The following is a 23,277-nucleotide window of genomic DNA, read 5'->3' as shown; positions in this document are numbered from 1 at the left end:
CCCCGATCACCGAGGTCGCCGCCGAGGCCGGCGTCTCGCCCGCCTACGTCTTCCGCCTGTTCCCGGGCAAGCTCGGCGTCTTCGTCGCCGCGGTCGACCGCTGCTACGAGCAGGTGGCGTCCGCGCTCGCGGCGGCGGGGGAGGCCTCGCCCTCCTCGGACCCGGCCGACCGGCTCGAGGCGATGACCGTCGCCTACATCGACCTGATCGCCGACCGCGACCTGATCATGCTGCAGTCGCAGGCGCAGAGCGCGTGCGACGTCCCCGAGATCCGCGAGGCGGTGCGCCGCGGGATCTCCGCGGTCGTCCGGACGGTCACCGTCGTCTCCGGAGCCGACGGCCCGGCCGTGCAGCGCTTCGTCGCGTACGGGCAGCTCTGCCACCTGATCGTGCAGACCGACCTCGGCGGCGTCGACTCCGAGTGGGCCCGCATCGTCTCCGACGGCATCCGGCACCGCGACTGAGTCCGCGGCGCTCGCCTCTCCTCCTCTTCTTCCTCCCCTCCTCCTTCTCCTCTTCGCCATCATCCCTTTTCATAACCGCCGTTGTGACTGTTCAGTCACTCACCTATGACCTCAGGAGCCGCTCATGCCCACCACGCTTCCCCGTACCACCACCCGCGTCGTCCTCCCCGGGATCGTCGAGCCGTCCGGACTGCTCCTCGAGCAGGCACCGGTCGAGCCTCCCGCGGACGGCGAGCTGCTCGTCGCCGTCGAGGCCACCGGCATCTCGTTCGCCGAGCAGTCGATGCGCCGCGGCCGCTACTTCGCCCAGCCGCCGTTCCCCTTCACGCCCGGCTACGACCTCGTCGGCCGGGTCCTCGCGGTCGGCCCCGGCGGCGACGCGTCGCTCGAGGGCCGCCGCGTCGCCGCGCTCACCAAGACCGGCGGCTGGACCGGGCACGCCCGTGTCGCCGCCCGCGACTGCGTTCACGTCCCCGACGCGGTCGCGTCGGAGGACGCCGAGGCCGTCGTGGTCAACGGAGTGACGGCGTGGCAGATGCTGCACCGCTCGGCGCGGGTCTCCCGCGGCGACACGATCCTCCTGTTCGGCGCGAACGGCGGAGTCGGCGGCCTCGTGCACCGCCTCGCCCGCCTCGAGGGGATCCGCGTGATCGGCGCCGCCTCGCCCCGCCACCACGAGGCCCTCCGAGCGGCCGGAGTGGAGCCCGTCGACTACGCCGATCCCGACCTCGCCGCCCGCGTGCGCGAGCTCGCTCCCGGCGGAGTGCAGGCCGTGTTCGACAACGTCGGCGGAGCGACGACCCGGCTGGCGTGGTCGCTGCTCGCGCCCGGCGGCACCCTCGTCGCGTACGCGATCGTCAGCGCGAGCACCGGTAGTATCTGGCCCCCCTTCCTCCGCCAGCTCGCGCGGATCCAGGCCTACCAGCTCGCCCCCAACGGCCGGCGCGCGGTCTTCTACGACCTCTGGGCGGGCCACTCGCTGCGCCCCGCGCGCTTCCGTGCGCGGCTCGAGGAGGACCTCGGCCGCGTGCTCGGACTCCTCGCCGACGGCTCGCTGACGGCCAACATCGCCGCCCGCTTCCCGCTCACGGGGATCGTCGAGGCGATGGAGCTCGCCGAGTCCCGAACGCTCGACGGCAAGGTGATCCTGCTGCCGTGAGCGGGGTGCGTCCGGGCGGAGGGTGATTCCGGCGCGGAGGCGCCCGGTCGGCGAGCAGGGGAGAATGGCGCGGTGGACACGGGACTGGTCGAGGTGCTGAAGGCGCTGGGCAATCCCACGCGACTGCAGATCATGGAGTGGCTCCGCTCTCCTGAGGCGTCGTTCAGCGAGTTCGAGCCGATCGCCGACCGCGCCGAGTTCGGGGTCTGCGTCACCCATCTCGCCGCGAAGAGCGGTCTCGCGCAGTCGACCATCTCGTCGTACATGGGATCCCTGGAGCGCGCGGGCCTCGTCCGCTCGACGCGCGTGGGGAAGTACACCCACTACCGGAGGAGCGACGCCGACGTCGCCGGGCTCCTGAAGCGGCTCGGAGCCTCGATCTAGCGACGTATCGCGAATCGTCGATATGATCGGCCGCATGACCGATGCTTCCGAGGCCGCTCCCGCTCGCCGTGCTCTGCTCGTCCACGCCCATCCCGAGGAGCGGTCCTTCTCCTCGGCGCAGGCGGACGCGGTCCTCGAGCAGCTGAGGGCCGACGGCATGGAGGTGCGCCGGCTCGACCTGTACGCCGAGGGCCGGGACCCGGTGCTGCACCGCGACCAGTTCGCGTCCGGCTCCGGCTACTTCAAGCCGCAGGCGCAGCAGATGACCGCGGTCCTCGAGAAGACGCTCGGGGAGCCCCTCACGAGCGACCTCGACGAGCTGCTGCAGGCGGATCTCCTGGTGCTCTCGTTCCCCCTGTGGTGGTTCTCGATGCCGGCGATCATGAAGGGCTGGATCGACCGCGTCTTCGTGATGGGCGCGACGTTCGGAGGCGAGCACGGCGTCTTCGCCGAGGGCGGCCTGCGTGGCAGGAGCGCGATGCTCCTGCTAACGACGGGCGGCGGCGAAGCGGCCTTCGCGCCCGGCGCCGCCGACGGCTACGGCGACCTGCAGTCGTTCCTCTTCCACATCCATCGCGGGATGCTCGAGTTCGTCGGGTACGACGTCCTGCCCCCGGTGGTCACCTACGGTCCCGCCCGCCTCGACGCGGCCGGACGCGAGGACGCCCTGCAACGGGCTCGCGCGCAGGCGTCCGCATCGACGGCCCGGCTGCGCGGCGCCTAGCGTTCGCCGCTGCGCCTCCCGGCCGCCCTCAGTCCCGCGACCGGCTCGCGTGCGCGCGGGCCTTCATCCGGTTGCCGCACGTCGCCATCGAGCACCACTTGGCGGTGCCGGGGCGGCTGCGGTCGAGGAGGAAGAGGTTGCACTCGTCGTTCGCGCAGGCGCGGAGCCGCCCGGGGAGCCGGGTGTTCACAGCGGACCAGGCGAGGACCGACTGCACCGCGAGGCGATCCGGCTCGGGAGCGCTCAGCTCCCACACGACGCCCTCACCGGTGATGCGCGGGGTGCGCACGGCGTGCGCGACCAGGTCCGCGAGCTCCGCGACGGATTCGGGCGCGCCCGAGCGCACGACCGCTTGGAGCGCGTCGCGGGCACGGCGCAGCTGCTCGAGCTCGTCCTCGGTGCCGACTCCGCCCCACCGCCGGGCGAGCTCGCGACCGGCCGCGTCGCCGAGGTCGTCCGTCGGCTGTCCGTCCACCACGGGCGCGCTGTTCAGCACCGCCAGGAGCAGCTCCTCGTCCCGATCCATCGTTCCCCGTCCTCCCGCGCCGTGCGGCCCGTTCGATCCATGCTAGCGTCCGACTAACCAGTAAATCTACTTGAAGGGGTTAGCCATGGTCGTCGTCCATCACCGCACCGTGTCCGTCGACGGACTCGACGTCTTCTGGCGGGAGGCCGGGCCCGTCGACGCGCCCGTCCTCCTGCTGCTGCACGGGTACCCGAGCAGCTCGCACATGTTCCGCCACCTCCTCCCCGCCCTCGCGGGGCACTACCGCGTCATCGCCCCCGACCACATCGGCTTCGGGCGCTCGTCCGCGCCCTCCGTCGAGGACTTCGACTACACGTTCGCCGCCCTGACCGCGGTGACCGGCCGCTTCCTCGAGACCATCGGGGTGACCCGGTACACGATCTACGTCCAGGACTACGGCGCCCCCGTCGGCTGGCGCCTCGCCCTCGCCGATCCGTCCGCGGTCGTCGCCGTGATCTCGCAGAACGGCAACGCCTACGAGGCGGGCTTCGTGCCCGGCTTCTGGGACCCGATCTGGGCCGACGCCGCCGAGCGGACCGACGAGACGCGCGACGCCCTCCGGCCGGCTCTCGGCCGGGAGGCCGTCGAATGGCAGTACACCCACGGTGTCCCCGACTCCACCACCGTCGATCCGGACGCCTGGGAGCACGACCTCGCGCTCCTCGCCCGCCCCGGCCAGGACGACGTGCAGCTGGCGCTCTTCCGCGACTACGCCACCAACCGCGCCCTGTACCCCGCGGTGCAGGCGTGGATCCGCGAGTCCGGAGTCCCCGTCCTCGCCGTCTGGGGCCGGAACGACGAGATCTTCGCCCCCGCCGGCGCCCAGGCGTTCCTCCGCGACGCGCCCCACGCGCGCATCGAGCTCGTCGACGGCGGGCACTTCCTGCTCGAGTCCCACCTCGACCGCGTCGTCAGCGCGATCACGGACTGGCTCGGCCGCGAGTGACGGGCCCGTGAGCCGGGCGGGCCCGCTGATTCGGCCTCGCGGGAGCGGCCACGGATGCCTGCTCCTGCTGTCGGCAACCGCGACGACGTCGGCGCAGCGGGGTCGTGATCCCGACCCGCTGCGCCCGACGAGACCCTCCTGCCCGGCGCCCCTCAGCGGCTGAGGAGGGCGACGAGGTCGGTCGCGATGCGGTGCTCGACGTCGGCCGGGACGGGCTGCACGGCGGCGTCGAGGTCCGCGGTGACGACAGCGGCGAGGCTCCGGGCCTGCAGGGTCAGGCCGAGGTCCATCGCCTGGATCGGATTCCCGCCGGCCGCGGTGAGGTTGATCATCCGGCCGTTCTCGAGGCGGACGATCTGCTTGCCGTTCTTCAGGCGGATGCCCTGCCGGCGCTGTCCGTCGGCGAACTCGGTGGTCGACTCCGTGGCGGCCGCGAGGGCGTCCTCGTCGATCTCCCACGGGAAGTGACCGACGCCGGCGATCACAGCGCCGTCGGCGAAGGCGTCGATCTCCGCCGCGCCGATGACGCCGGGTGCGCCGGTGGCGGTGAAGACGAACTGCGCGTCCGAGAGGACGTCGGCGACGGGTCCGACGCGGTGGCCGCGGAGGATCGCCTGCAGCGAGCGGATCGGGTCGACGTCGGCGACGGAGACTCGCGCTCCGAGCTGCGACAGGGTGTCGGCGACCCCGCGCCCGCACGGGCCGTAGCCGATGACCGCGGCGCGGGTGCCCGGGATCATGAGGTTCGTGGCGTTCATGAAGCCCTGGACGACGCTCTGGCCGACCCCGTACTCGTTCTCGACGATCAGCTTGAGGGGCGAGTCGTTGATGACGACGACCGGTCGCGGGAGGGTCGCGCTGTTCTCCCGCAGGCGGATGCCGCCGGTGGTGGTCTCCTCGGTGCCGCCGAGGTAGTGGTCCGGGACGCCCGAATTGATCAGGCGGAGGGTGAGGTCGGCGCCGTTGTCGAGGGTGAGATCGGGATCGTGCTCGAGCACCTCCTCGATGTTGCGGAGGTGCTCCGCCTCGCCGTCGCTCTGCTTCGTGTGCACGTGCACGCCGAGGGCGCGGAGGTCGTCGGCGACGTCGTCCTTCGTGGTTCCGGGCGAGCCCGTCAGAGCGATGTCCATTCCGGCCTCGACGAGGAGCGAGACGAGGGCGGCGGTCTTGGGCTCGACGTGGAGGCAGATCGCCAGCTTCTTCCCGGAGAGCACCGGAGCGAGCTCCCGGACGGCCTGCGCGGTGAGGGGCATGTGGTCGAGAGCCCAGCGGCTCGCCGGGTGGGAGAGGGAGGAGGTCATGGCGGGTCCTGTCTGGAGTGGGTGCGTGGGGCGTCGAGTGGGGGCGTGGTGTCGTCGGCGGCGCGGGAGTCGCGTCAGGGCGCTCGGAACCCGGCGGGCTGCCGCCGCGCCAGGCGTCCCGCGTGCGTCGAGCGCGCTGCCCGGTACGGAAGGTCCTGAGGAGGCCGATCGCCGGAGACGGCCGCGAGAGGCAGCACTCGCCTGCTCTCTGCGAGATGGAGCCTGAGGTGCATCTCCTCACGCTGGGCCGAGGTCGGCACGGCGCGGATCGTCATCGGTGAGGACACCAGCCCAGTCTGTCGACCCGGACGAGCCCTCGCTCGGATGATCGTGCCCGGCAGCGGCACCCCGGGAGGGGCCGACCTGTCGTGCGGTGACGTCCCGCACGGATCGACGAGCGTGCCGCGTCCGCTCACCCTCCGGTGACTGGGCGAGGGGCATCGAAGAAGAGGTAGGACACGAAGTGGATCGCAACGGTGGCGGCGATGCCGGCGGCGGGCGTGATCCAGAAGCTCCTCAGGGGGGCGGAGAGGCGACGGACGACGATGAACGAGACGACGGGAGTGATGACGACGAGCACCCACGGAGCGAAGGCCGCCCATTGGACGGCCCGCCCGAGCGTCGACAGGTCGGACCACTCATCGACGGCCGGATAGTTCTCGGAGGCGTAGCTCAACAGTCCGAACGGGACCAGGTTGACGGCGACCACGAGGTGGACCAACGCGAGCACTCCGATCCGGAGGCGTGCACGAGCGAGGTCCAGTGCGCGAGTCGAGGAGGTCACGGGCGAAGGCTATCGGCGTCGCCGGGAGCACAGAAGGAGCGGTGGTCCTCGCTTTCGGCGGTCGCTGCGCTACAGCCGCGCGAAGAATCCAAGGCCCCCAAGGCGAGGGCGGCGCTGGTGAGCGCCACCGCTACCCTGACGCCATGCGCCGCATCCTCGACGACCCTCTTCGGAACCGCGTCCGCACCGGCTCTCCGTCCGTCGCGTCCGTGTGATGGAACGGCGACGGACGGACCGCTCGGAGCCGGTTCGCGAGTTCCGGCCCTCGAGGGCCCGGCAGAGGAACGAGTCGCGACGGCTGAGGCCCGTCGCCGTCCTTCCCGCGCTGGTCCTGCTGGCGGGGAGCGGCTGGGGCGTCGTGATCGCCGACGACCGCCGTGCGGCGCTGGCCGTCTACCTCGGGCTGTTCGGCTTCGCCACCGTGGTGGCTCTGGTGATCGTCGGAGTGCTGGCGCTCCGCAACCGGCGGTTCCTCGCCACCGCGTCGCTCCGGATCTCGGACCGGGCGATCGAGTGCACGGACGCTCGAGGCAGGGTCGTGACCTTCGAGCGCGCCGACCCGTCGGTGAAGGCGCTGCTCGCGTGGGTGCCCGCCGGCCCCAACAGTGAGGGGATCAACCTGCCCCCGTCGCTCATCCTGTTCCTGTCGGACGAGAGCCGGTCGCTGCGGCTCCGCGGGTCGGACTGGGAGATCGAGGATCTGCGAGCCGTCGTCGCCGCCGTGACGACGCCGCTCTTGCCGGCGGCGCGTGGAGTGCACACCGGTAGCCGGAGCGTGTGGGCGCGCCTGACCGGAGCCGCTCGTCGGCGGAAGGTCGAGGCGTCGCCCGTCGCGGAGAAGACGCTCGGCCCCTCCGAGATCAACGAGCTGATCCCCGGCACGATGAGCTTCCGCGAGACCCGTCCGCTGACGTTCGCCCTCCTGATCGGGTTCGGCTCGGTGGCTCTCGTGCTGGGCGTCGTCGTCGGAGTCGCCTTCGTGGTGGTGCCCGGGTAGCGGTGGGGGTCAGCGGCCGCGCCGTGGACCGCTGGGCGGGAGACGCGGGCGACAGGCCCACGCTCCCGACCGGCGACCTCGCCGGGGCGATCCTGTCGGCGCCCTAGGCTCCACGCATGACACTCACCGAGGACTCCGGTTGGATCTGGTTCGGACTCGCGATCGTCACCGCCGGTCTCGCCGAGCAGAAGGGCCGCTCGCGGTGGCGCTGGTTCGTGCTGGGGCTTCTGCTCGGGCCGATCGCGACGGCCCTCGTCGTGCTGTGGGCGCGTCCGGAGGGCGGAGTGGCGACGGATGTGCGCTGGAACTTCGCGATCGGCGCCGGCGTCGCCGCGGCGGCGCTCGTCCTCGTCGCCGTGACCTCGGCCCTCTGGCTGCTGCTCATCCCTGCGGCGATCGCGGCGCTCGCCGCCGGGCTGCTCGCCTGGCTGAGCCGCCGCGTCCCCTACGAGCACCTGCCCCGCTGACGACCGCTGGCTGGTCGAGCCTCGGAACTCGAGATCTCGCGGCCCGAGGCGGGAGGCGCCTCACTTTTCGGACAAGGTCGATGACCTCGCGAGGATCGGCCGGCCGCGGCGTCAGCGTTCCGGCCAGGCCTCCCACACTCGACTGAAGGGCGCGGTCAGCTGCTGCCCGTCGTGGCCGATCCTGTGATGCACCCCGACGTCGTTGCTGTAGCCGCTCGACCAGCCGAGCTCACTGCCGCTCCCGATGCGGTAGCCGACGATGATGCCGTCCTTCCCGGCTGCGATGCTCTCCTCGTAGCGGCCCGCGACGACGTCGAAGACGGTGCGCTCGAGGTCGTCCGCGAGGGCGGTCCACTCGTCGTCGCAGGCGTCGCAGCCGCAGACGGGGTAGTTGAAGCGGTGCAGTGCTCCGGCGTGGAGGAGGACGCCGGGGAAGACGGTCCAGACGATCGTCAGAGGTGCGGCGTCGACCGACCGCGGCGTCACGCGGACGGCGCGGGCGGCCCAGGAGATCTCCGCTTCGTCTCGTGAGGCCAGGGCCGGGTCGTCCTCGACCGTGACGTCGTAGGTGCGCTCGAGGTGCTCGAGCAGGGCGTCCGCGACGGTATGCAGCGGCTGGAAACGCTCGAGATCTCTCGTGACGGAGTAGCTCTCGTCCGGAGGCGACTCACCCTGCCAGCGAGTGCCGTAGGGGATGGGTCGGCCGTCCTCGCCGATGAAGACGCGGTCCGCGACTGCCGGTCGGGCGTAGTCCGTCATGGACGAGAGGGTACGACGCGAGCCGTCCCGCCGTCAGGTCGGCGACTTCCTGCCGACGGGTGCCGCGCCACCCAGCCGCACGTCCCCCTCCGGATACGCGTCGTGCGAGAAGCACAGCCGCACCCCCGCCGCCTCCACACCCTCGAGCACCTCGGACGTCCGCTCGTGCGCCCGCGCGTCGTCGCTGATGAACCGCGGCAGCCGGCGCAGGCGCCCGGACCAGCCGAGGAACTCCCGCCCCCATGCTGCGTCTCCGGCCACGAGCACGCGACCCTCGACGAGCACCCCCAGGTGACCGCGTGCGTGCCCCGGGAGCGGCACCACGAGCAGCGACCCGTCGCCGAACAGGTCGAATCCGGTCAGCCCCGCGATCGTCGTCGCGGGCTGCTCGTCCGCCACGATCCCGGCCGCGAACCACGGCGGCAGCAGCGCGCGGAAGATCCCCTCGCGCACGCGGTTCCGCCGCACGGAGGCGACCTGGCCCGAGGACAGCACGAACGTCGCGTCCGGGAACCAGCGCACGCCGCCCACGTGGTCCGGGTGCAGGTGCGTGAGCACCACGAACTCCACGTCGGCCGGGGTCAGGCCGAGGGCGAGCAGCCGCTGGTCGACGGTCTCGTCGTCCGGCACCGTCGCGGGCAGGATCCGCTCGTACAGCCGTCCGACGAGGCCCGTCCCGCGGAACGTCGGCGGGTAGCCCGTGTCCACGAGCACCCGCCGGCCGCTCGCGTGCGTGTAGAGGAAGACGTTCGAGGGGAAGACGCGGCGGGGGAGCCCCTTCCCGCGGAACACCCGGGACAGCGGGAAGACGGTGCTCCCGCACGCCATTACCTGCAGCGACGACTCAGCCACGCGACCTCCTCAAGTGCTCGCCGACCCGGCGGATGCCCTCGGCCAGCGGCACGGTCGGCTCGTAGCCGAGCTCGGTCCGCGCCCGCGAGATGTCGAGGGTCTGGGCGTAGGCGAGGGTCGCCACGGTGTAGCGGGTGAACGGCGGCTCGCGGCCGGGCAGCAGGCGGTAGACCCGCTCCAGGATCTCGGCGAGCGCGGTCAGCACGCGCAGGTCCACGCGGATGAAGCGCGGCTCCTCGCCCATCGCGGCGAAGAAGCGCTCGAGGAGGTCGCCGAGCGGAGCGGGCTCGCCGTTGGTGATGTTGTAGACGCCGCCGTCGGCCACGGGAGCGTCGGCGGCGAGCACCAGCGCGTGCGCGGCGTTCTCGACGCAGGTGATGTCGACGGGGTTCCGGCCGCCGTCGAAGAGGGGGATGCCGCGGCGGCGACTAGCGGCGACGAAGCGGGGGAGGAGGCTGGGGTCGCCGACGCCGATCAGGCCGCGGGGGCGCAGGATCACGAGCTCGGGGATCCGGCCGGCGCGGTGCGCCTCCTGCAGCAGCTGCTCCGCCTCGATCTTGCTGCGGATGTAGAGGCTCATCCGGCTGCCGGTGTCGACCTCCTCCTCCCGCACCAGGTACTGGTGGCGGCGGGCGGAGTAGATGCTCGGCGACGAGACGAAGACGAAGCGGCGGATCCCGCAGCGCTCGGCCAGCGCGACCATCGCCTCCGTCCCCGTGACGTTCGCGTGCTCGAACTCGCTCCACGTGCCCCACGGGCTCGAGAGCGCCGCGGCGTGCACGAGCACGTCGGCCTCGACTGTCGTCGCGCCCAGCTCGGCGAGGTCGGCGCGGAGGACCGTGGCGCCCTCCTCCTCCAGCCGCGCCAGCGCCTCGGGGGCGCGACCGGTGGCGAGCACGTCGTCGCCCGCGGCCAGGAACTCGCGCACGGCGTAGCCGCCGAGGAAGCCCGTCGCCCCGGTGATCAGCACGCGGCGCCGGCGCTCAGCGGACATCGACGACCTCCAACCCGCGCTTGCGGCCCCAGTACCAGAGCAGGATCCCCAGGTACCCGAGCGCCTTGCCCTTCCGGATCGACATCAGCACGACCGCGTCCTTGTCGAGCAGCGCCTCGCTCCGCCCGATCACCTGGCAGACCTTGAGGTGCAGCTCCAGGTCCTCGTCGGTGTCGTCGATGCTCGAGCGCGGGAAGCCGTCGACCTGGAGGTACAGCGCGGCGTCGATCGCGAGGTTGCAGCCGGCCGCCATGAACATCCGGTACCGCTGGCCGGGGCGGCGGTAGAAGACGCCCGGCGCGTGCTCCATCAGGCGGATCAGCGCGGTGCCGAGCACGCCGTCGTACCAGCGGTAGACGGCCTCGTCCCGCCGCGGGGACAAGCGGCCGCCGACGAAGCGGGCGCCGCCGCGGAGGTCGGCCTTGAGGCTCGCCACCCAGTCGGCGCTCGGCAGGCAGTCGGCGTCGGTGCGGGCGACGGCCGTCGCGCCCTCGGCGATCGCGTGGCGGAAGCCGGTGTCGGAGGCGGCTCCCGTGCCCTTCTGCGCCTCGTCGATCACGGCGACCTGCCGCTCCGGGCACCGGCGGCGGAACTCGTCGATCACGGCGCGCGAGCCGTCGGCGCTGCCGTTGTCGACGAGCAGGAGGGTGAAGTCCGGATCGGTCTGGCGGGCGAGCGCGTCGAGGGCGCCGCCGAGCAGCTTCTCCTCGTTGAGGAAGGGCACGACCACCCAGAAACCGCGCGCGTCCATCCGTCCCCCGCTCCGGGACCATGGTGTCGGCGGGGGCCCGTGCCGTCAAACCGCGCCGACACGGCACGCAGAAGCGCAGAGGCGCGCTATACAGGGATTCGCTCCGCACGTCCCGGGGCAGGAAGGGGCCCACGTGCCCGACCTCCTCCCGCTCCGCATCCTCGGCACGGGCGAAGCGCTGCCCGAGCGGATCGTCACGACCGCCGAGGTCGCCGCGCTCTGCGGCCTGCCCGCCGACGAGGCCGAGCGCCGCTCCGGCGTGCGCACCCGCCACTGGGTCACCGACGACGAGGACCCGCTGGAGCTCGGCCTGCTCGCCGCCCGCCGGGCGCTCGCGGCGGCCGGGCTCGACACGGTCGACGTGGTGCTCAACGCCTCGGGCACGCAGCTGCAGGCGATCCCGGACGGAGGCGCGCTGCTCACGGCGGGACTCGGCCTCGACGACGTCTCGGCGTACAGCGTCGGCGCCACCTGCCTGTCGTTCCTCTTCGCTCTGCAGGAGGCGGGGTTCCTCCTCGCCACGGGTCGCGCCGACACCGTGCTCATCGTCTCGACCGACTGCGGCAGCCGCGGCATCGACCCGGGCCAGCCCGAGAGCGCCCTGCTCTTCGGCGACGCGGCCGCCGCCGTCGTGATCGGCCGCGCCGAGACTCCGGGCCAGGGCCTGGTCACCACGCACTTCCGCACCCGCCCGAGCGGTGTGCGCCACGCGGAGCTGCGCGGCTTCGGCTCGCGCATCCGCATCGAGGAGGCGCCCGACCGGCTCGCCGACTTCCGCTTCGACATGCAGGGCAAGGCGCTGCTCGTCGACGCGCTGCGGCACTTCCCGGCGTTCCTCGAGGAGGTGCGGCCCGGCCTCTCGAGCGGGCTCCCCGGCATCGACCGGGTGGTCCCGCACCAGACCAGCGCGGCCGGGCTCGAGGGCATGGCCCGCCTCTGGGGTCGCGACCGGATGACGATCACGCTCGGCGAGGTCGGCAACACGATCGGCAGCGCGATCCCGCTGGCCCTGCACCGCTCGCGCGTGCAGCCGGGGGAGTCGGTGCTGCTGGTGGGCACGGGCGCGGGCACGCACTACGGCGCGGTGGTTCTGCAGGCGTGAGAGGCAGCGCCTAGCCGAGGAGCGAGAGGGCCGAGAGGCCGAGGAACGGCGCCATCACCACGAGGCAGACCGCGGCGGAGGGGAGGAATCCGTGGGAGGAGTCCCGCCCGCCGACCAGACGGGCGAGCAGCCCCGTGACCAGCGGCGGGAGCAGGAACAGCAGTAGCCACGGAGCCAGGACCTCCGCGCCCGGCGCCGTCCAGTCGGGCTGGTCGTCGCGGTCCAGGGGAGGGAGTCGCACGAGGAAGAACGCGGCCGTGAGGACGATCGCGGGGAGGACCGACAGGCAGGTGAGCGTGATCGCGGCGAACCTCGCCCCGTCGTCCCGGGAGTACCGGGCACGGTCGGGGTCGGGCGCGGGCCCCCGATCGGTGTCCTCGTCCCAGCCCGGACTGCTGAATCGGATGCGTCCCATCAGGCGATCATGCCGTTCCGGAGCGGGGTCCCGGCCCGGCAGACGGAACCTCCGTCATCCCCGCCGCCCGACCAGTGCCCGCAGCGCGTCGCGGACGAACCGGGCGCCGGCGACTCCGCCGTAGTGCGCCGAGAACCGCTCGTCGTCGACGTACATCTCGCCGAGCCCGAGCAGGTACTCGTCGCTCGGGCCGCCGGTCGCGTCGCGGGGCGTGCCCGGCACCTCGGCGAGCCAGGCGCGGTGCCGCTCGGCCAGCGCGAGCGCCTCCTGCCCGGTCGGATCCGCCCCGCTCGCCGCCGCGGCGGTCCAGGCGTCGGCGAGGTCCGCCTGCCGCCGCTGCCACTGCTCGCGGTCCTCCGCGCTCATCGAGCGCCACCAGCGGTCGCCGTCGGCGTACGCCGGGGCACCCCAGCGGCGCTCCACCTCCTCGCGGTGCTCCGCGTGGTCGAACCCGTCGAACATCTCCTCGGCCATCGGCCCGTTCCCTTCTCTCATCGTGGTGATCGTCCCGGTGACCGCCCGGATGCGGCGGTCGAGCCGTCGGCGCTCCTCCTGGAGCACGTCGAGGTGCCGCTCGAGAGCGGCCACCGGCTCCGCGTCGCGCCGCAGGATCCGCCCGATCTCGGGCAGTCCGAGACCGAGGTCGCGCAGCAGCAGGATCCGCTGCAGCGTCACGAGCGCGGCGGCGTCGTAGTAGCGGTAGCCGTTCGCGCCCACCCGGCTCGGCGGCAGCAGCCCCTCGGCCCCGTAGTGCCGCAGCGTCCGGCTGGTCGTACCGGCCAGCCGCGCCACCTCGTGCACGGTCCACTCCTGCTCCACAGCGCCCTCCGTCTCCGCGTCGCCGGGGACTCCGGCGGCGATGGAAGCGACGGTACGGGTTGACGCAGCGTCAACGTCAAGCGGCGCGGACGGATCCGCTAGCGGGCGCCGATCCTGCGGGTTCCCACCCGGAGGACGAGCTCGGTCACCGGCACCGCGGCGATCGAGCAGCAGGCCGCGGGCACCACGGTCAGCAGCGTGACGACGGCGTCCGTCCCGTCGCCCGCATCGGTCCACGCCGCGATCGAGACCACGAGCCAGGCGATCGCGAGGATGCAGACCGTAGAAGCGGTCCAGAGGACCGGCCAGGGCGCGCGACCCCGTCCCGCGGAGTAGGGGAGCCCGCCGACAGCCGCCGTCACGGCGGTCGCCAGAAGCGCTCGGGCCAGCGGGAGGAGCAGCTCGCCGGGGTCCCGGCCGGTGTCGAGGGAGGACAGGGCGAACAGGACCGAGGTCGTCGCGAGCGAGAGGACCCCGGCGACGGCGACGAGCGTCAGCAGGGTCCGGACCGCGACGCTCACCGGTCGCCCCCGGCGAGGAACGCGCCGCGCTCCTCCAGCAGCCGCCGCAGGTGCCGGTCGAGCACCAGCCGCTCCGCGATCCGCCCGAGGACGCCGAGCGGCGCGGAGTACTCGAGCCGGTCGATCATCACGGAGCCGGAGCCGGAGCCGTCGGACTCGAAGCGGTGCTCGTGCCGGAAGGTCGCGAAGGGACCGCGGGTCTGCTCGTCGACGAAGGAGTGCGGGGCGTCGAGCGCGGTGACGGCGCTGGTCAGCCGGAGCGGGACGCCGAAGTGCCGGGCGCTCCAGGTCACGTGCTCGCCCAGGCCGATCAGCCCGGTGGTCGTCCCGGACACCGCGCGCTCGCGAGCGCCGGCCTGCGAGCGCATGTGCAGATCGATGTCGCGCGCCCGGTCGAACATCTCGGCGGCCGGGCGGGCGGAGCGGGTCACGACCTGGAGGAGCACGGTGTCGATCCTGCCCGCCGCGCCCGCAGCCGGCCGCGGACGCGCCGGTCCGCCCGCCTCACCAGCTCGTCACCACGGTCCGCGTGATCACCCACCCCTCGTCGCGGCGGACGAGGCGGCTCGTCAGCTGGAGCCGCCAGGTCGCAAGCAGGGGGCCGATGGTCGCCTCGGTGACGGTGCGGGAGGTGAGCACCGGGTGCGCGGCGCCGCCCGAGAGGGCGCTCTCGACGTGGTCGATCTCGTGGTACTCCTTGCGCGCCTCGTCGATGTCGGCGAGCCACTCCTCCCGCGACTGCACCAGGCCGGTCGGGTGCTCGATCACGAAGCGCTCGTCGAGCAGCGCCTCGAGCGCGGGCAGGTCCACCAGCTCCAGCGCGTCGAAGAGGGCGGCGTGCACCGCGGTCGGGCCGTCGTCCTCCAGCTCGTCGCCCGTGCCGGCGGTCCCGTCGCCGCTCATGCCGGCGGTCCCGTCGTCGCGCGGCGGACGAGCTGCGTCGGCAGCTGCACGTGCAGCGAGCGCGGCTCGCGCCCGGCCATCAGGGCGATCAGCATCTCGGCGGCGGTCGCTCCGAGCGTCTGCATCGGCTGGCGGACGGTGGTCAGCGGCGGATCGAAGCGGGCGGCCTCGGGCACGTCGTCGAAGCCGATCACCGACAGGTCGTGGGGCACGGCGAGGCCCAGGTGCGCGGCGGTCTCGATGATCGCCAGCGCCGAGACGTCGTTGGCGGCGAAGACCGCGGTCGGGCGGTCGGGCAGCGACAGGAGCGAGGAGGCGGGCCGCCGGGCGGTGTCGCGGTGGTAGTTGCCCACCCGCAGCAGGCGCTCGTCGAAGGCGATGCCGGCCTCCGCCAGCGCCGCCCGGTAGCCGGCCTCCCGCAGCCGCGCCGAGCGCAGGTCGCCGCGGCCCGCGACGAAGCCGATGCGGCGGTGCCCGAGGGCGACGAGGTGGCGGGTGGCGAGCAGGGCGCCGCCGAAGTTGTCGGACTCGACGGTCGGCAGGTCGGCGCGGCCGGTGTGCGGGTCCACGGCGACGAGCGGGATGTCGGAGGGGGCGCTCACCACGCTCGGCGTCACCATGATCGCCCCGTCGATGAGGGTGCCGCTGAGCCGGCTGAGCGAGCGCCGCTCCCAGCCCTCCTGCTCGCCCTCGTGGGAGCCGGAGTAGGCGAGCAGGTCGAACCGCGACTCCGCCAGCACCGACCCCACGCCCTTCAGGATCTCGGCGCTGAACGGCTCGAACCCCGCGACGAGCACGCCGATCACGCCCGTGCGCCGGGAGCGCATGCTGCTCGCGACGAGGCTCGACTCGTAGCCGAGCTCGCGCACGACCTCGAGCACGCGGGTGGCGGTGGAGGGGGCGATGCCGTACCGGCCGTTCACGGCTTTGGACACCGTCGCCACCGAGACGCCGGCGGCAGCGGCGACGTCGTGGATGGTCGGTCGGGTGGTCATGTGGCCGACTGTAACCCGTGCTTCGAAAACCATTTCGAAAACGTTTGACCACTTTCGCAAGCACTGCGGACACTGACTCCACCCGCGAAGGCGGGAACCCCCACGGCGCCGGTGCATCAGGCGGCGCCCTCGATGAAGAGAACGGTTGGACGATGAAGTTCAGGAAGATCGCAGTGGCGACAGCAGCCCTGCTCGGCACGGTCGCGGCCCTCACCGGCTGCTCGGCCCAGGACTCGGGATCGAGCGACGGCACCGTCGCGATGACCCTCTGGCAGAACTCGACCACGGGCCCCGGCCAGGAGTTCTGGGACAAGACGATCGCGGACTTCGAGGCCGCGAACCCCGGAGTGACCATCGAGTCGCAGGCCATCCAGAACGAGGATCTCGACGGCAAGCTCCAGACGGCGCTCAACTCGGGCGACGCCCCCGACGTCTTCCTCCAGCGCGGAGGCGGCAAGCTCGCCGCCATGGTCGCGGGCGGACAGCTGAAGGACCTCACTGACGGCATCTCGGACCAGGCGCGCAGCGAGATCCCCGAGGGCTCGTTCTCGGCGAACACGCTCGACGACAAGGTCTGGGCGATGCCGGTCGCCGTCCTCCCGGGCGGCCTGTTCTACAGCCAGGACCTCTTCACGGCGGCGGGCGTCACCGAGACCCCGAAGACCATCGACGAGCTCGACTCGGCGATCACGAAGATCAAGGGCAGCGGAGCCCAGGCCGTCGCGCTCGGCGCGAAGGACGCCTGGCCCGCCGCACACTGGTACTACTTCTTCGCGCTGCGCGAGTGCAGCGCCGACACCATGGCCGAGGCGGCCGACACCAAGGACTTCTCGGACGACTGCTGGGTCCGCGCGGGCGAGGACCTGCAGGACTTCGCGGCGACCGAGCCGTTCAACGAGGGCTTCCTCACCACCGCCGCCCAGCAGGGCGCGGGCAGCTCGGCCGGACTCCTCGCCAACCACCAGGCGTCGATGGAGCTCATGGGCGCGTGGAACCCCGGCGTGATCGCCTCCCTCACCCCCGACGAGAAGCCGCTGCCCGACCTGGGCTGGTTCCCGTTCCCCGAGATCGACGGCGGCGACGGCGAGGCCGGCGCGATCATGGGCGGCGTCGACGGCTACTCCTGCTCCGCGGGCGCTCCCGACGAGTGCGTCGACTTCCTCAACTACCTGGCCACCTCCGACGTGCAGAAGGAGTACTACGCGGCCTTCAACGCGCCCCCGGTGAACACCGTGGCGCAGGAGGCGGTCACCGAGCCGTACCTGCAGCAGATCCTCGAGGCCTACAACTCGGCCCCGTACGTCTCGCAGTGGCTCGACACCGTCTACGGCCTCAACGTCGGCAACGCGCTGAACGTCGGAGTCGTCGACCTGCTGGCCGGCAAGAGCGACCCCGAGCAGCTGGTCGAGGCCGTCAACGCCGCCGCGGCGAAGGCCTAGCCACCATGGCACTCCGCGAGAGCCCGCTCCTCGGAGTGGATGAGCCCCCCGGGACCGCGCGCACCGGAGGCGTCACCTCGACGCCTCCGGTGCGCCGGCGCCGCCGCAGCGTGGGCTGGGCGGGGCGCTTCGAGATCGCGCTCCTGGTCGGCCCGGCGCTGATCGTCTTCCTCGCCTTCGTGATCTTCCCGGTCGTGATGGCGGCCTACTACGGCTTCTTCAGCTGGCAGGGCTACGGAGTGCCGACGGACTTCGTCGGCTTCCGCAACTACCTGACGATCCTGCAGGACCCCACCTTCCACGACGCCCTCGCGCACAACGGCATCATCGTGGTGCTCTCGCTCGTGCTCCAGGGGCCGGTCGCGATCCTCCTGGCGCTGCTGCTGAACCGCAAGCTGCGCGGGCAGTCGATCATCCGCGTCCTGATCTTCGTGCCGTACGTGATCTCGGAGGTCGTCGTCGGCACCGGCTGGAGCCTGATGCTCCAGACCAGCGGCGCGGTCAACGGCCTGCTCGAGAAGGTCGGCCTCGGCGCGCTGAAGCAGGACTGGCTCTCGGATCCGGCGATCGCGATCTGGACGCTGATGCTGATCATCACGTGGAAGTACATCGGCTTCGCCGTGATCCTCTTCCTCGCGGGTCTGCAGGGCATCCCCGAGGAGCTGTCCGAGGCCGCGGCCATCGACGGCGCCTCCTACTGGCAGGTGCAGCGGCGGATCACCCTGCCCCTGCTCGCGCCGACCCTGCGGATCTGGGCGTTCCTGTCGATCATCGGCGCACTGCAGCTGTTCGACCTCGTCTACATCATCTGGGGCCAGTACGTGTCCTCGACCGCGGGCACCTCGACCATGGCGATCTACCTGGTCACCAACGGCCGCAACGCCGGCAACTACGGGTACGGGAACGCCGTCGCGGTGGTCCTGTTCCTGATCTCGCTCGTGGTGGCGCTGCTCTACCAGCGCTTCGTGCTCCGGCGCGACACGGCGGGCGCACTGACGGGAGACAAGCGATGACCGGCACGACGATGACGGCCCCGCCGATCACTCCGGAGACCCCTCGGCCTCTCGCGGTGAAGCGGCGCCGGCAGCCCCTGGGCCGCGGCACCACGATCGCCTACGTCGTGGCGATCGTCGTGATCGCGCTGATGCTCGCCCCGGTGGCGTACATCATCCTCGGCGGCTTCCGCACGAACGCGCAGATCACCACTGACCCGGCGGGCCTGCCCTCGCCGTGGAACGTGCAGAACTACCTCGACGTGATCACCGGCGGAGTCTTCTGGCAGGAGGTCGGCAACTCCACCATCGCCGGCCTCGCGACGACGCTCGGCGTGGTCGTGCTCGGCCTGATGGCGAGCTACGTCCTGGCCCGCTACGACTTCACCGGACGCGGCGTGTTCTACGCGCTCTTCGCCGCCGGCCTGATGTTCCCGATGACCGTGGCGATCACTCCTCTCTACCTGGTGATCAAGAGCCTCGGCCTGATGAACTCGCTCGCCGGAGTGGTGCTGCCGCAGATCGCGTTCGGCCTGCCGACGACGATCATCATCCTGGTGCCGTTCCTCCGCGCGATCCCGGACGAGATCCAGGAGGCGGCCTTCATCGACGGCTGCAGCCGGATCGGCTTCTTCTTCCGGATGGTCGTGCGCCTGGCGATGCCCGGCGTGATCACCACGGGGATCCTCGCGTTCATCGCGAGCTGGAACAGCTACCTGCTGCCCCTGTTCATCCTCAACAACGAGTCCACCTTCACGCTCCCGCTCGGAGTGCAGGCGTTCTCGTCGCAGTACTCGGTCGACACGGCGAAGGTGCTGGCCTTCGTGTCGCTGTCGATGATCCCGGCGCTGATCTTCTTCAGCGTCTTCGAGCGCCGCATCGTCGGCGGGCTGACGGGGGCGGTGAAGGGATGAGCGGATCGCTCCGCCCGTCCGCCGCGTCCCCCGTCCCGTCCGCACCCGTCGCCCCACCCGCAGAGAGGGTCGCACCGTGACCGCACCGCACGCACCAGAGGACCCCCAGGCCCCGTCCGCCCGCACCACCGAGCTGCTGGGCCGGATGACGCTGGAGGAGAAGCTCTCCCAGCTGGTCGGCTACTGGGTCGACCAGGGCGGCGAGGTCGTCGCCCCGCTCGCCGGCGAGATGGCCACCTCGACCGGGTACGCCGAGGCGACCCGCGAGGGGATCGGCCAGCTGACACGCGTCTACGGCACGCGCCCCGTCGATCCCCTCGAGCGCGCCCGGTGGCTGTGGGCGGAGCAGCGCCGGCTCGTCGAGGAGACGCGGCTGGGCATCCCGGCGATCGTCCACGAGGAGTGCCTGACCGGGCTCGCCGCCTGGCAGGCCGCGACGTTCCCGACTCCGCTCGCCTGGGGCGCCTCCTTCGACCCGGAGCTCGTGGCCGAGCTCGGCGCCGTGATCGGCGGTTCGATGCGCGAGCTCGGGATCCACCAGGGCCTGGCGCCCGTGCTCGACGTGATCCGCGACCCCCGCTGGGGCCGGGTCGACGAGTGCATCGCCGAGGACCCGTACGTCGTCGGCACGATCGGCACCGCGTACGTGCAGGGGCTGCAGTCCACCGGCGTCGACGCGACGCTGAAGCACTTCATCGGCTACTCCGCCTCCCGCGGCGGCCGCAACCACGCGCCGGTGCACGCCGGACCGCGCGAGATCGCGGACGTGCTGCTGCCGCCGTTCGAGATGGCGATCCGCGACGGGGGCGCCCGCTCGGTGATGAACTCCTACGCCGAGATCGACGGGGACCCGGTCGGAGCGACGCCCGCCTACCTCACGGGCGTGCTGCGCGAGCGCTGGGGCTTCGACGGCGTGGTCGTCGCCGACTACTTCTCGGTCGCGTTCCTCCACCTCATGCACGCGGTCGCCGCCGACCTGGGCGAGGCGGCCGAGCTGGCGCTCGCCGCGGGGATCGACGTGGAGCTGCCCGCGGGCGACGCGTTCCTCGCGCCGCTGGCGGCGCGCATCCGGGCCGGAGAGGCCGACGAGGCGCTCGTCGACCGGGCCGTGCTGCGGGTGCTCGCGCAGAAGGAGCGTCTCGGCCTGCTCGACGCGCGCTTCGACGACGCCCCCGAGTCGATCGACCTCGACTCGCCGGCCCACCGCGACATCGCCCGCCGCCTGGCCGAGGAGTCGGTGGTGCTGCTCGCCAACGACGGCGTCCTGCCGCTCGCTGCGCCGCGCCGCCTCGCGCTCATCGGCCCCAACGCCGACAGCGCGCCCGCGCTCATGGGCTGCTACTCCTTCGCCAACCACGTGCTGGCGCACCACCCGGGCGTGCCGCTGGGCTTCGAGATCCCGACGGTCGCCGACGCGCTGGCCGGCGAGTTCGGCTCGGCCGAGCTGCTGCTCGCCGAGGGCTGCTCGGTCGAGGGCGACGACGCCTCCGGGATCGCCGAGGCGGTCCGGGCGGCCGCCGACTCCGACGTGGCGATCGTGGTCGTCGGCGACCGGGCGGGCCTGTTCGGCCGCGGCACGGTCGGCGAGGGCAACGACGTCGAGAGCCTCGAGCTCCCGGGCCGCCAGCGCGAGCTGGTCGAGGCCGTCGTGGCGACGGGGACCCCGGTCGTGCTCGTGCTGCTGACCGGCCGCCCCTACGCCGTGGGCTGGGCGCTCGACGGGCCGTCGGCTCCCGCCGCCGTGCTGCAGGCGTTCTTCCCGGGGGAGGAGGGCGCCGGCGCGATCGCGGGCGTCGTCTCGGGACGGGTCGACCCCTCCGGCCACCTGCCGGTCTCGCTGCCGCGCTCGGCCGGAGCGCAGCCGTTCTCGTACCTGCACCCGATCCTCGGCGGGCCGTCGGACGTGACCTCCGCCGACAGCACGCCGGTGCGGCCGTTCGGCCACGGCCTCTCGTACACGACCTTCGCCCGGACGGAGCTGGCGGTCGAGGAGTCCGCCCCGACGGACGGATCCTTCACGGCGACCGTGCGCGTCCGCAACACGGGCGAGCGGGCGGGCACCGACCTGGTGCAGCTGTACGCCCGCGACGTGTTCGCGAGCGTGACCCGGCCGGTGGCGCAGCTGCTCGGCTACGCGCGGGTCGCGCTCGAGCCCGGCGAGGAGGCGGAGGTCCGCTTCGAGGTCCCGGCCGCGCGCCTGGCCTTCACCGGACGCGAGGGCGTGCGGATCGTCGAGCCCGGCCGCGTCGAGCTGTGGGTGGGCCCGGACTGCGCGACGCGTGAGACGGAGGCGGCGCTCGAGCTGGTCGGCCCGGCCGCCGCTGTCGACGCCTCCTCGCAGCGCCTCGTCGGCACCCGGGTCCAGCGGGCGGGAGCGGGCGTCCCGGCCTGACTCCGTCCACACCGCAGGAGGGATCGCTCCGGCGGCCCGTGGATCCGCGGATCCCGGTGCCAGTGGGGCGATCCTTCCTGCGGTCTGAGCACGGCGCGGCTCCGGCACCGCTCTGGCGCGGCTCGGACGGGCGCGGCAGGCTGGGGGGATGAGCGACGACGCGAAGCAGACCCTCCTCCGCTACCTGCAGGAGGGGCGCGACGCCCTGCTGCAGAAGCTCGACGGGCTCGACGAGTACGACGTGCGGCGGCCGCTGGTCGCGACGGGCACGAACCTGCTCGGCCTGGTGAAGCACGTGGCGGGCACCGAGGCGGGCTACCTCGGCGCCGTGTTCGGGCGGCCGTTCCCGGAGCCGATGCCGTGGATGGAGGACGAGTCGGAGCCGAACTCGGACATGTGGGCGACGGCCGACGAGTCGACGGCCGACGTCGTCGCGCTGTACCGCCGCGTGTGGGCCCACTCCGACGCGACGGTCGCGGCTCTCCCGCTCGACGCTGCCGGGCAGGTCCCCTGGTGGACGAACCGCGACGTGACGCTGCACCGGATCCTCGTCCACATCACCGCGGAGACGCACCGGCACGCGGGCCACGCCGACATCGTCCGCGAGCTGATCGACGGGCGGGTCGGGCTCCGGACGCCCGGCGACAACCTCCCGCCGGTGCCGGAGGAGTGGTGGCCGGAGTACCGGGAGCGCCTCGAGTCGCTGGCGCGCGCCGTCCGCGACCGGGGCTGACGTGCCGGCGTCCGTCGGCACCGCGGTCACGCCTGCGCGCGCGGCGAGGCTGCTCGACGAGCTCGATCCCGCGACGGAGGAGGCGCTCGACGCGGCCCTGGGCGGTCGCGGTCGGGGCCGGGCCGCCCTGCAGCGGCGCCGCGACGGGGCGTCGCCGGAGGAGCGGAGGCAGCGGGCCGCGCTCGAGCGCCGGGCGTTCAGCGCGGAGGCGGACCCCGCGGCGCTCGAGGAGCTGGCACTGCTGCGCGCGCGGCTCCGCGAGCGGGAGGAGGCGCTCGACGCCGCGGTCGCGGGACTGGCCGCGTCCGTCGGGCCCGCAGCGGCCCAGGGCCGGATCGGCCGCGGGACGGCGAGCGGCCGGACCGGTGGGGACGAGACCGGCGAGACCACCGGAGGCGACGACGCCGACTCCCGCACCTCCGCCACGCCCCGCCCGCGCCGCCGCCTCGGGGTGATCGCCGCCCTCGTCGCCGTGCTCGGGCTCGCCGCCCTCGGCACGGCCGCCTCCGTCGCGCTGGCTCCTCGCCCGTCGCTGGAGGTCTTCACCGAGCCCTGGGCCGTCCCCGACGACGTCGCCACGCGCCCGCTGTCGACCCTCGCGAGCCTCCGCGTCTTCCACTGGGGGCCGACGCGCTACCTGGGCAGCATCGCCGGAGTCGACTACTTCGCCACCCTCAGCCTCGACTCCTTCTCGGCCGCGGAGCTCGCCGACGAGTCCGTCTGCCTCTACGGGCTCGCGCGTTCCGACGGCGACGTCGTCGTCACGGACTGCGCGGCGACCGCCGACTTCATCGCGAGCGGCATGACCCTCTCGCCCGACGACTACCAGGGCGACGCGGGCGGCACCGGAGTCGCCAGCATCAGCGAGGTCGCACGGCGCTGGGGCTTCGCGCACCTCGGCCGGTTCTCGGCCTCGTACGCCCACCGCTTCGGCGAGCGCCCCA

At 73.0% G+C, this 23,277-nt stretch carries 27 protein-coding genes; 14 read left to right on the top strand and 13 right to left on the bottom strand.

Annotated elements, in window-relative coordinates; all coding sequences use genetic code 11:
* The 4 genes from C5D04_RS14260 to C5D04_RS14245 form a co-directional block, all read left to right on the top strand.
* A partial coding sequence (locus C5D04_RS14260; protein WP_104347890.1) for a TetR/AcrR family transcriptional regulator occupies positions 1–464 on the top strand: 464 nt, incomplete at its 5' end.
* Positions 465–588: 124 nt separating this feature from the next.
* Positions 589–1,623 carry a medium chain dehydrogenase/reductase family protein gene (locus C5D04_RS14255; RefSeq protein WP_104347889.1) on the top strand — a complete coding sequence of 345 codons (1,035 nt, stop codon included), beginning with the start codon at positions 589–591 and terminating at the stop codon, positions 1,621–1,623.
* 72 nt (positions 1,624–1,695) lie between these two features.
* Complete coding sequence (locus tag C5D04_RS14250; protein WP_258068926.1) at positions 1,696–2,007, top strand: helix-turn-helix transcriptional regulator; 312 nt, start codon at positions 1,696–1,698, stop codon at positions 2,005–2,007.
* A 34-nt stretch (positions 2,008–2,041) separates the two neighbouring features.
* Complete coding sequence (locus C5D04_RS14245; RefSeq protein WP_104347891.1) at positions 2,042–2,731, top strand: NAD(P)H-dependent oxidoreductase; 690 nt, start codon at positions 2,042–2,044, stop codon at positions 2,729–2,731.
* A 28-nt stretch (positions 2,732–2,759) separates the two neighbouring features.
* On the opposite strand, the gene C5D04_RS14240 is transcribed toward C5D04_RS14245, so the two are convergent.
* Positions 2,760–3,257, bottom strand: coding sequence for a CGNR zinc finger domain-containing protein (locus C5D04_RS14240; RefSeq protein ID WP_104347888.1), 498 nt, complete (start codon positions 3,255–3,257; stop codon positions 2,760–2,762).
* Positions 3,258–3,342: 85 nt separating this feature from the next.
* On the opposite strand from C5D04_RS14240, the gene C5D04_RS14235 reads away from it, so the two are divergent.
* On the top strand, positions 3,343–4,203 hold the full coding sequence (locus tag C5D04_RS14235; protein ID WP_104347887.1) for an alpha/beta fold hydrolase: 861 nt from the start codon (positions 3,343–3,345) through the stop codon (positions 4,201–4,203).
* Between the two features lie 152 nt (positions 4,204–4,355).
* Here the strand turns inward: C5D04_RS14235 and C5D04_RS14230 are convergent, their stop codons facing one another.
* Together C5D04_RS14230 and C5D04_RS14225 are read right to left on the bottom strand one after the other, a co-directional pair.
* Positions 4,356–5,504, bottom strand: coding sequence for an adenosylhomocysteinase (locus C5D04_RS14230; protein ID WP_104347886.1), 1,149 nt, complete (start codon positions 5,502–5,504; stop codon positions 4,356–4,358).
* A 412-nt stretch (positions 5,505–5,916) separates the two neighbouring features.
* Positions 5,917–6,288: a hypothetical protein gene (locus tag C5D04_RS14225; RefSeq protein ID WP_104224916.1), complete on the bottom strand. Its 372-nt coding sequence runs from the start codon at positions 6,286–6,288 to the stop codon at positions 5,917–5,919.
* 214 nt (positions 6,289–6,502) lie between these two features.
* Here C5D04_RS14225 and C5D04_RS14220 point away from each other — a divergent pair, with 214 nt between their 5' ends.
* Positions 6,503–7,285: a hypothetical protein gene (locus tag C5D04_RS14220; RefSeq protein ID WP_146087876.1), complete on the top strand. Its 783-nt coding sequence runs from the start codon at positions 6,503–6,505 to the stop codon at positions 7,283–7,285.
* A gap of 116 nt (positions 7,286–7,401) precedes the next feature.
* A complete protein-coding gene (locus C5D04_RS14215; RefSeq protein WP_104282933.1) occupies positions 7,402–7,752 on the top strand; it encodes a hypothetical protein in 351 nt (116 codons plus the stop codon).
* Positions 7,753–7,863: 111 nt separating this feature from the next.
* Here the strand turns inward: C5D04_RS14215 and C5D04_RS14210 are convergent, their stop codons facing one another.
* Genes C5D04_RS14210 through C5D04_RS14195 form a run of 4 tightly spaced genes read right to left on the bottom strand, consistent with a single transcriptional unit; the run spans position 7,864 to position 11,108 of the window.
* Positions 7,864–8,511, bottom strand: coding sequence for a DUF6226 family protein (locus C5D04_RS14210; protein ID WP_104226337.1), 648 nt, complete (start codon positions 8,509–8,511; stop codon positions 7,864–7,866).
* A gap of 33 nt (positions 8,512–8,544) precedes the next feature.
* Positions 8,545–9,363, bottom strand: a complete 819-nt coding sequence (locus tag C5D04_RS14205) for an MBL fold metallo-hydrolase (protein WP_146087875.1) — start codon at positions 9,361–9,363, stop codon at positions 8,545–8,547.
* Complete coding sequence (locus tag C5D04_RS14200) at positions 9,356–10,357, bottom strand: NAD(P)-dependent oxidoreductase (RefSeq protein ID WP_104347883.1); 1,002 nt, start codon at positions 10,355–10,357, stop codon at positions 9,356–9,358. The genes C5D04_RS14205 and C5D04_RS14200 overlap by 8 nt, the downstream gene beginning before the upstream one ends.
* A complete protein-coding gene (locus C5D04_RS14195) occupies positions 10,347–11,108 on the bottom strand; it encodes a glycosyltransferase (protein ID WP_104347882.1) in 762 nt (253 codons plus the stop codon). Before C5D04_RS14195 ends, C5D04_RS14200 begins: the two co-directional genes overlap by 11 nt.
* Before the next feature lie 133 nt (positions 11,109–11,241).
* On the opposite strand from C5D04_RS14195, the gene C5D04_RS14190 reads away from it, so the two are divergent.
* Positions 11,242–12,210, top strand: coding sequence for a 3-oxoacyl-ACP synthase III family protein (locus C5D04_RS14190; RefSeq protein ID WP_104347881.1), 969 nt, complete (start codon positions 11,242–11,244; stop codon positions 12,208–12,210).
* A 10-nt stretch (positions 12,211–12,220) separates the two neighbouring features.
* Here the strand turns inward: C5D04_RS14190 and C5D04_RS14185 are convergent, their stop codons facing one another.
* The 6 genes from C5D04_RS14185 to C5D04_RS14160 all read right to left on the bottom strand — a co-directional run bounded on the left by C5D04_RS14185 (position 12,221) and on the right by C5D04_RS14160 (position 15,863).
* A complete protein-coding gene (locus C5D04_RS14185) occupies positions 12,221–12,625 on the bottom strand; it encodes a hypothetical protein (RefSeq protein WP_104347880.1) in 405 nt (134 codons plus the stop codon).
* Between the two features lie 54 nt (positions 12,626–12,679).
* Positions 12,680–13,444: a MerR family transcriptional regulator gene (locus C5D04_RS14180; RefSeq protein WP_104295386.1), complete on the bottom strand. Its 765-nt coding sequence runs from the start codon at positions 13,442–13,444 to the stop codon at positions 12,680–12,682.
* Between the two features lie 98 nt (positions 13,445–13,542).
* Positions 13,543–13,965, bottom strand: coding sequence for a hypothetical protein (locus tag C5D04_RS14175; protein ID WP_104295385.1), 423 nt, complete (start codon positions 13,963–13,965; stop codon positions 13,543–13,545).
* The gene (locus C5D04_RS14170) at positions 13,962–14,411 is read right to left on the bottom strand and encodes an SRPBCC family protein (RefSeq protein WP_308471293.1); all 450 of its coding nucleotides are present in this window, start codon (positions 14,409–14,411) and stop codon (positions 13,962–13,964) included. Before C5D04_RS14170 ends, C5D04_RS14175 begins: the two co-directional genes overlap by 4 nt.
* Before the next feature lie 58 nt (positions 14,412–14,469).
* The gene (locus tag C5D04_RS14165) at positions 14,470–14,868 is read right to left on the bottom strand and encodes a nuclear transport factor 2 family protein (protein WP_104347879.1); all 399 of its coding nucleotides are present in this window, start codon (positions 14,866–14,868) and stop codon (positions 14,470–14,472) included.
* Positions 14,865–15,863 (bottom strand): LacI family DNA-binding transcriptional regulator, encoded by a 999-nt coding sequence (locus C5D04_RS14160; protein ID WP_104224902.1) that lies wholly within the window; start codon positions 15,861–15,863, stop codon positions 14,865–14,867. Before C5D04_RS14160 ends, C5D04_RS14165 begins: the two co-directional genes overlap by 4 nt.
* Positions 15,864–16,015: 152 nt before the next feature.
* Between C5D04_RS14160 and C5D04_RS14155 the strand changes: the two genes are divergently transcribed.
* From C5D04_RS14155 to C5D04_RS14130, 6 genes are all read left to right on the top strand, one after another.
* Positions 16,016–17,302: an ABC transporter substrate-binding protein gene (locus C5D04_RS14155; RefSeq protein WP_104295383.1), complete on the top strand. Its 1,287-nt coding sequence runs from the start codon at positions 16,016–16,018 to the stop codon at positions 17,300–17,302.
* A 5-nt stretch (positions 17,303–17,307) separates the two neighbouring features.
* Complete coding sequence (locus tag C5D04_RS14150; protein WP_104295382.1) at positions 17,308–18,315, top strand: carbohydrate ABC transporter permease; 1,008 nt, start codon at positions 17,308–17,310, stop codon at positions 18,313–18,315.
* Positions 18,312–19,208, top strand: coding sequence for a carbohydrate ABC transporter permease (locus C5D04_RS14145; protein WP_104224899.1), 897 nt, complete (start codon positions 18,312–18,314; stop codon positions 19,206–19,208). The genes C5D04_RS14150 and C5D04_RS14145 overlap by 4 nt, the downstream gene beginning before the upstream one ends.
* 145 nt (positions 19,209–19,353) lie before the next feature.
* Positions 19,354–21,600: a glycoside hydrolase family 3 N-terminal domain-containing protein gene (locus C5D04_RS14140; protein WP_104347878.1), complete on the top strand. Its 2,247-nt coding sequence runs from the start codon at positions 19,354–19,356 to the stop codon at positions 21,598–21,600.
* Positions 21,601–21,748: 148 nt separating this feature from the next.
* Complete coding sequence (locus C5D04_RS14135) at positions 21,749–22,333, top strand: DinB family protein (RefSeq protein WP_104347877.1); 585 nt, start codon at positions 21,749–21,751, stop codon at positions 22,331–22,333.
* Position 22,334: 1 nt separating this feature from the next.
* Positions 22,335–23,277 (top strand): hypothetical protein (locus C5D04_RS14130; RefSeq protein WP_219815031.1); only part of this gene is annotated, 943 nt, incomplete at its 3' end.

Origin of the sequence: Rathayibacter sp. AY1D2 (genome assembly GCF_002932695.1) — a bacterium.
Lineage (GTDB): Bacteria > Actinomycetota > Actinomycetes > Actinomycetales > Microbacteriaceae > Rathayibacter.
Note: the sequence above shows the minus strand (reverse complement) of the source record. Positions and strands in the feature narration are given on the sequence as shown.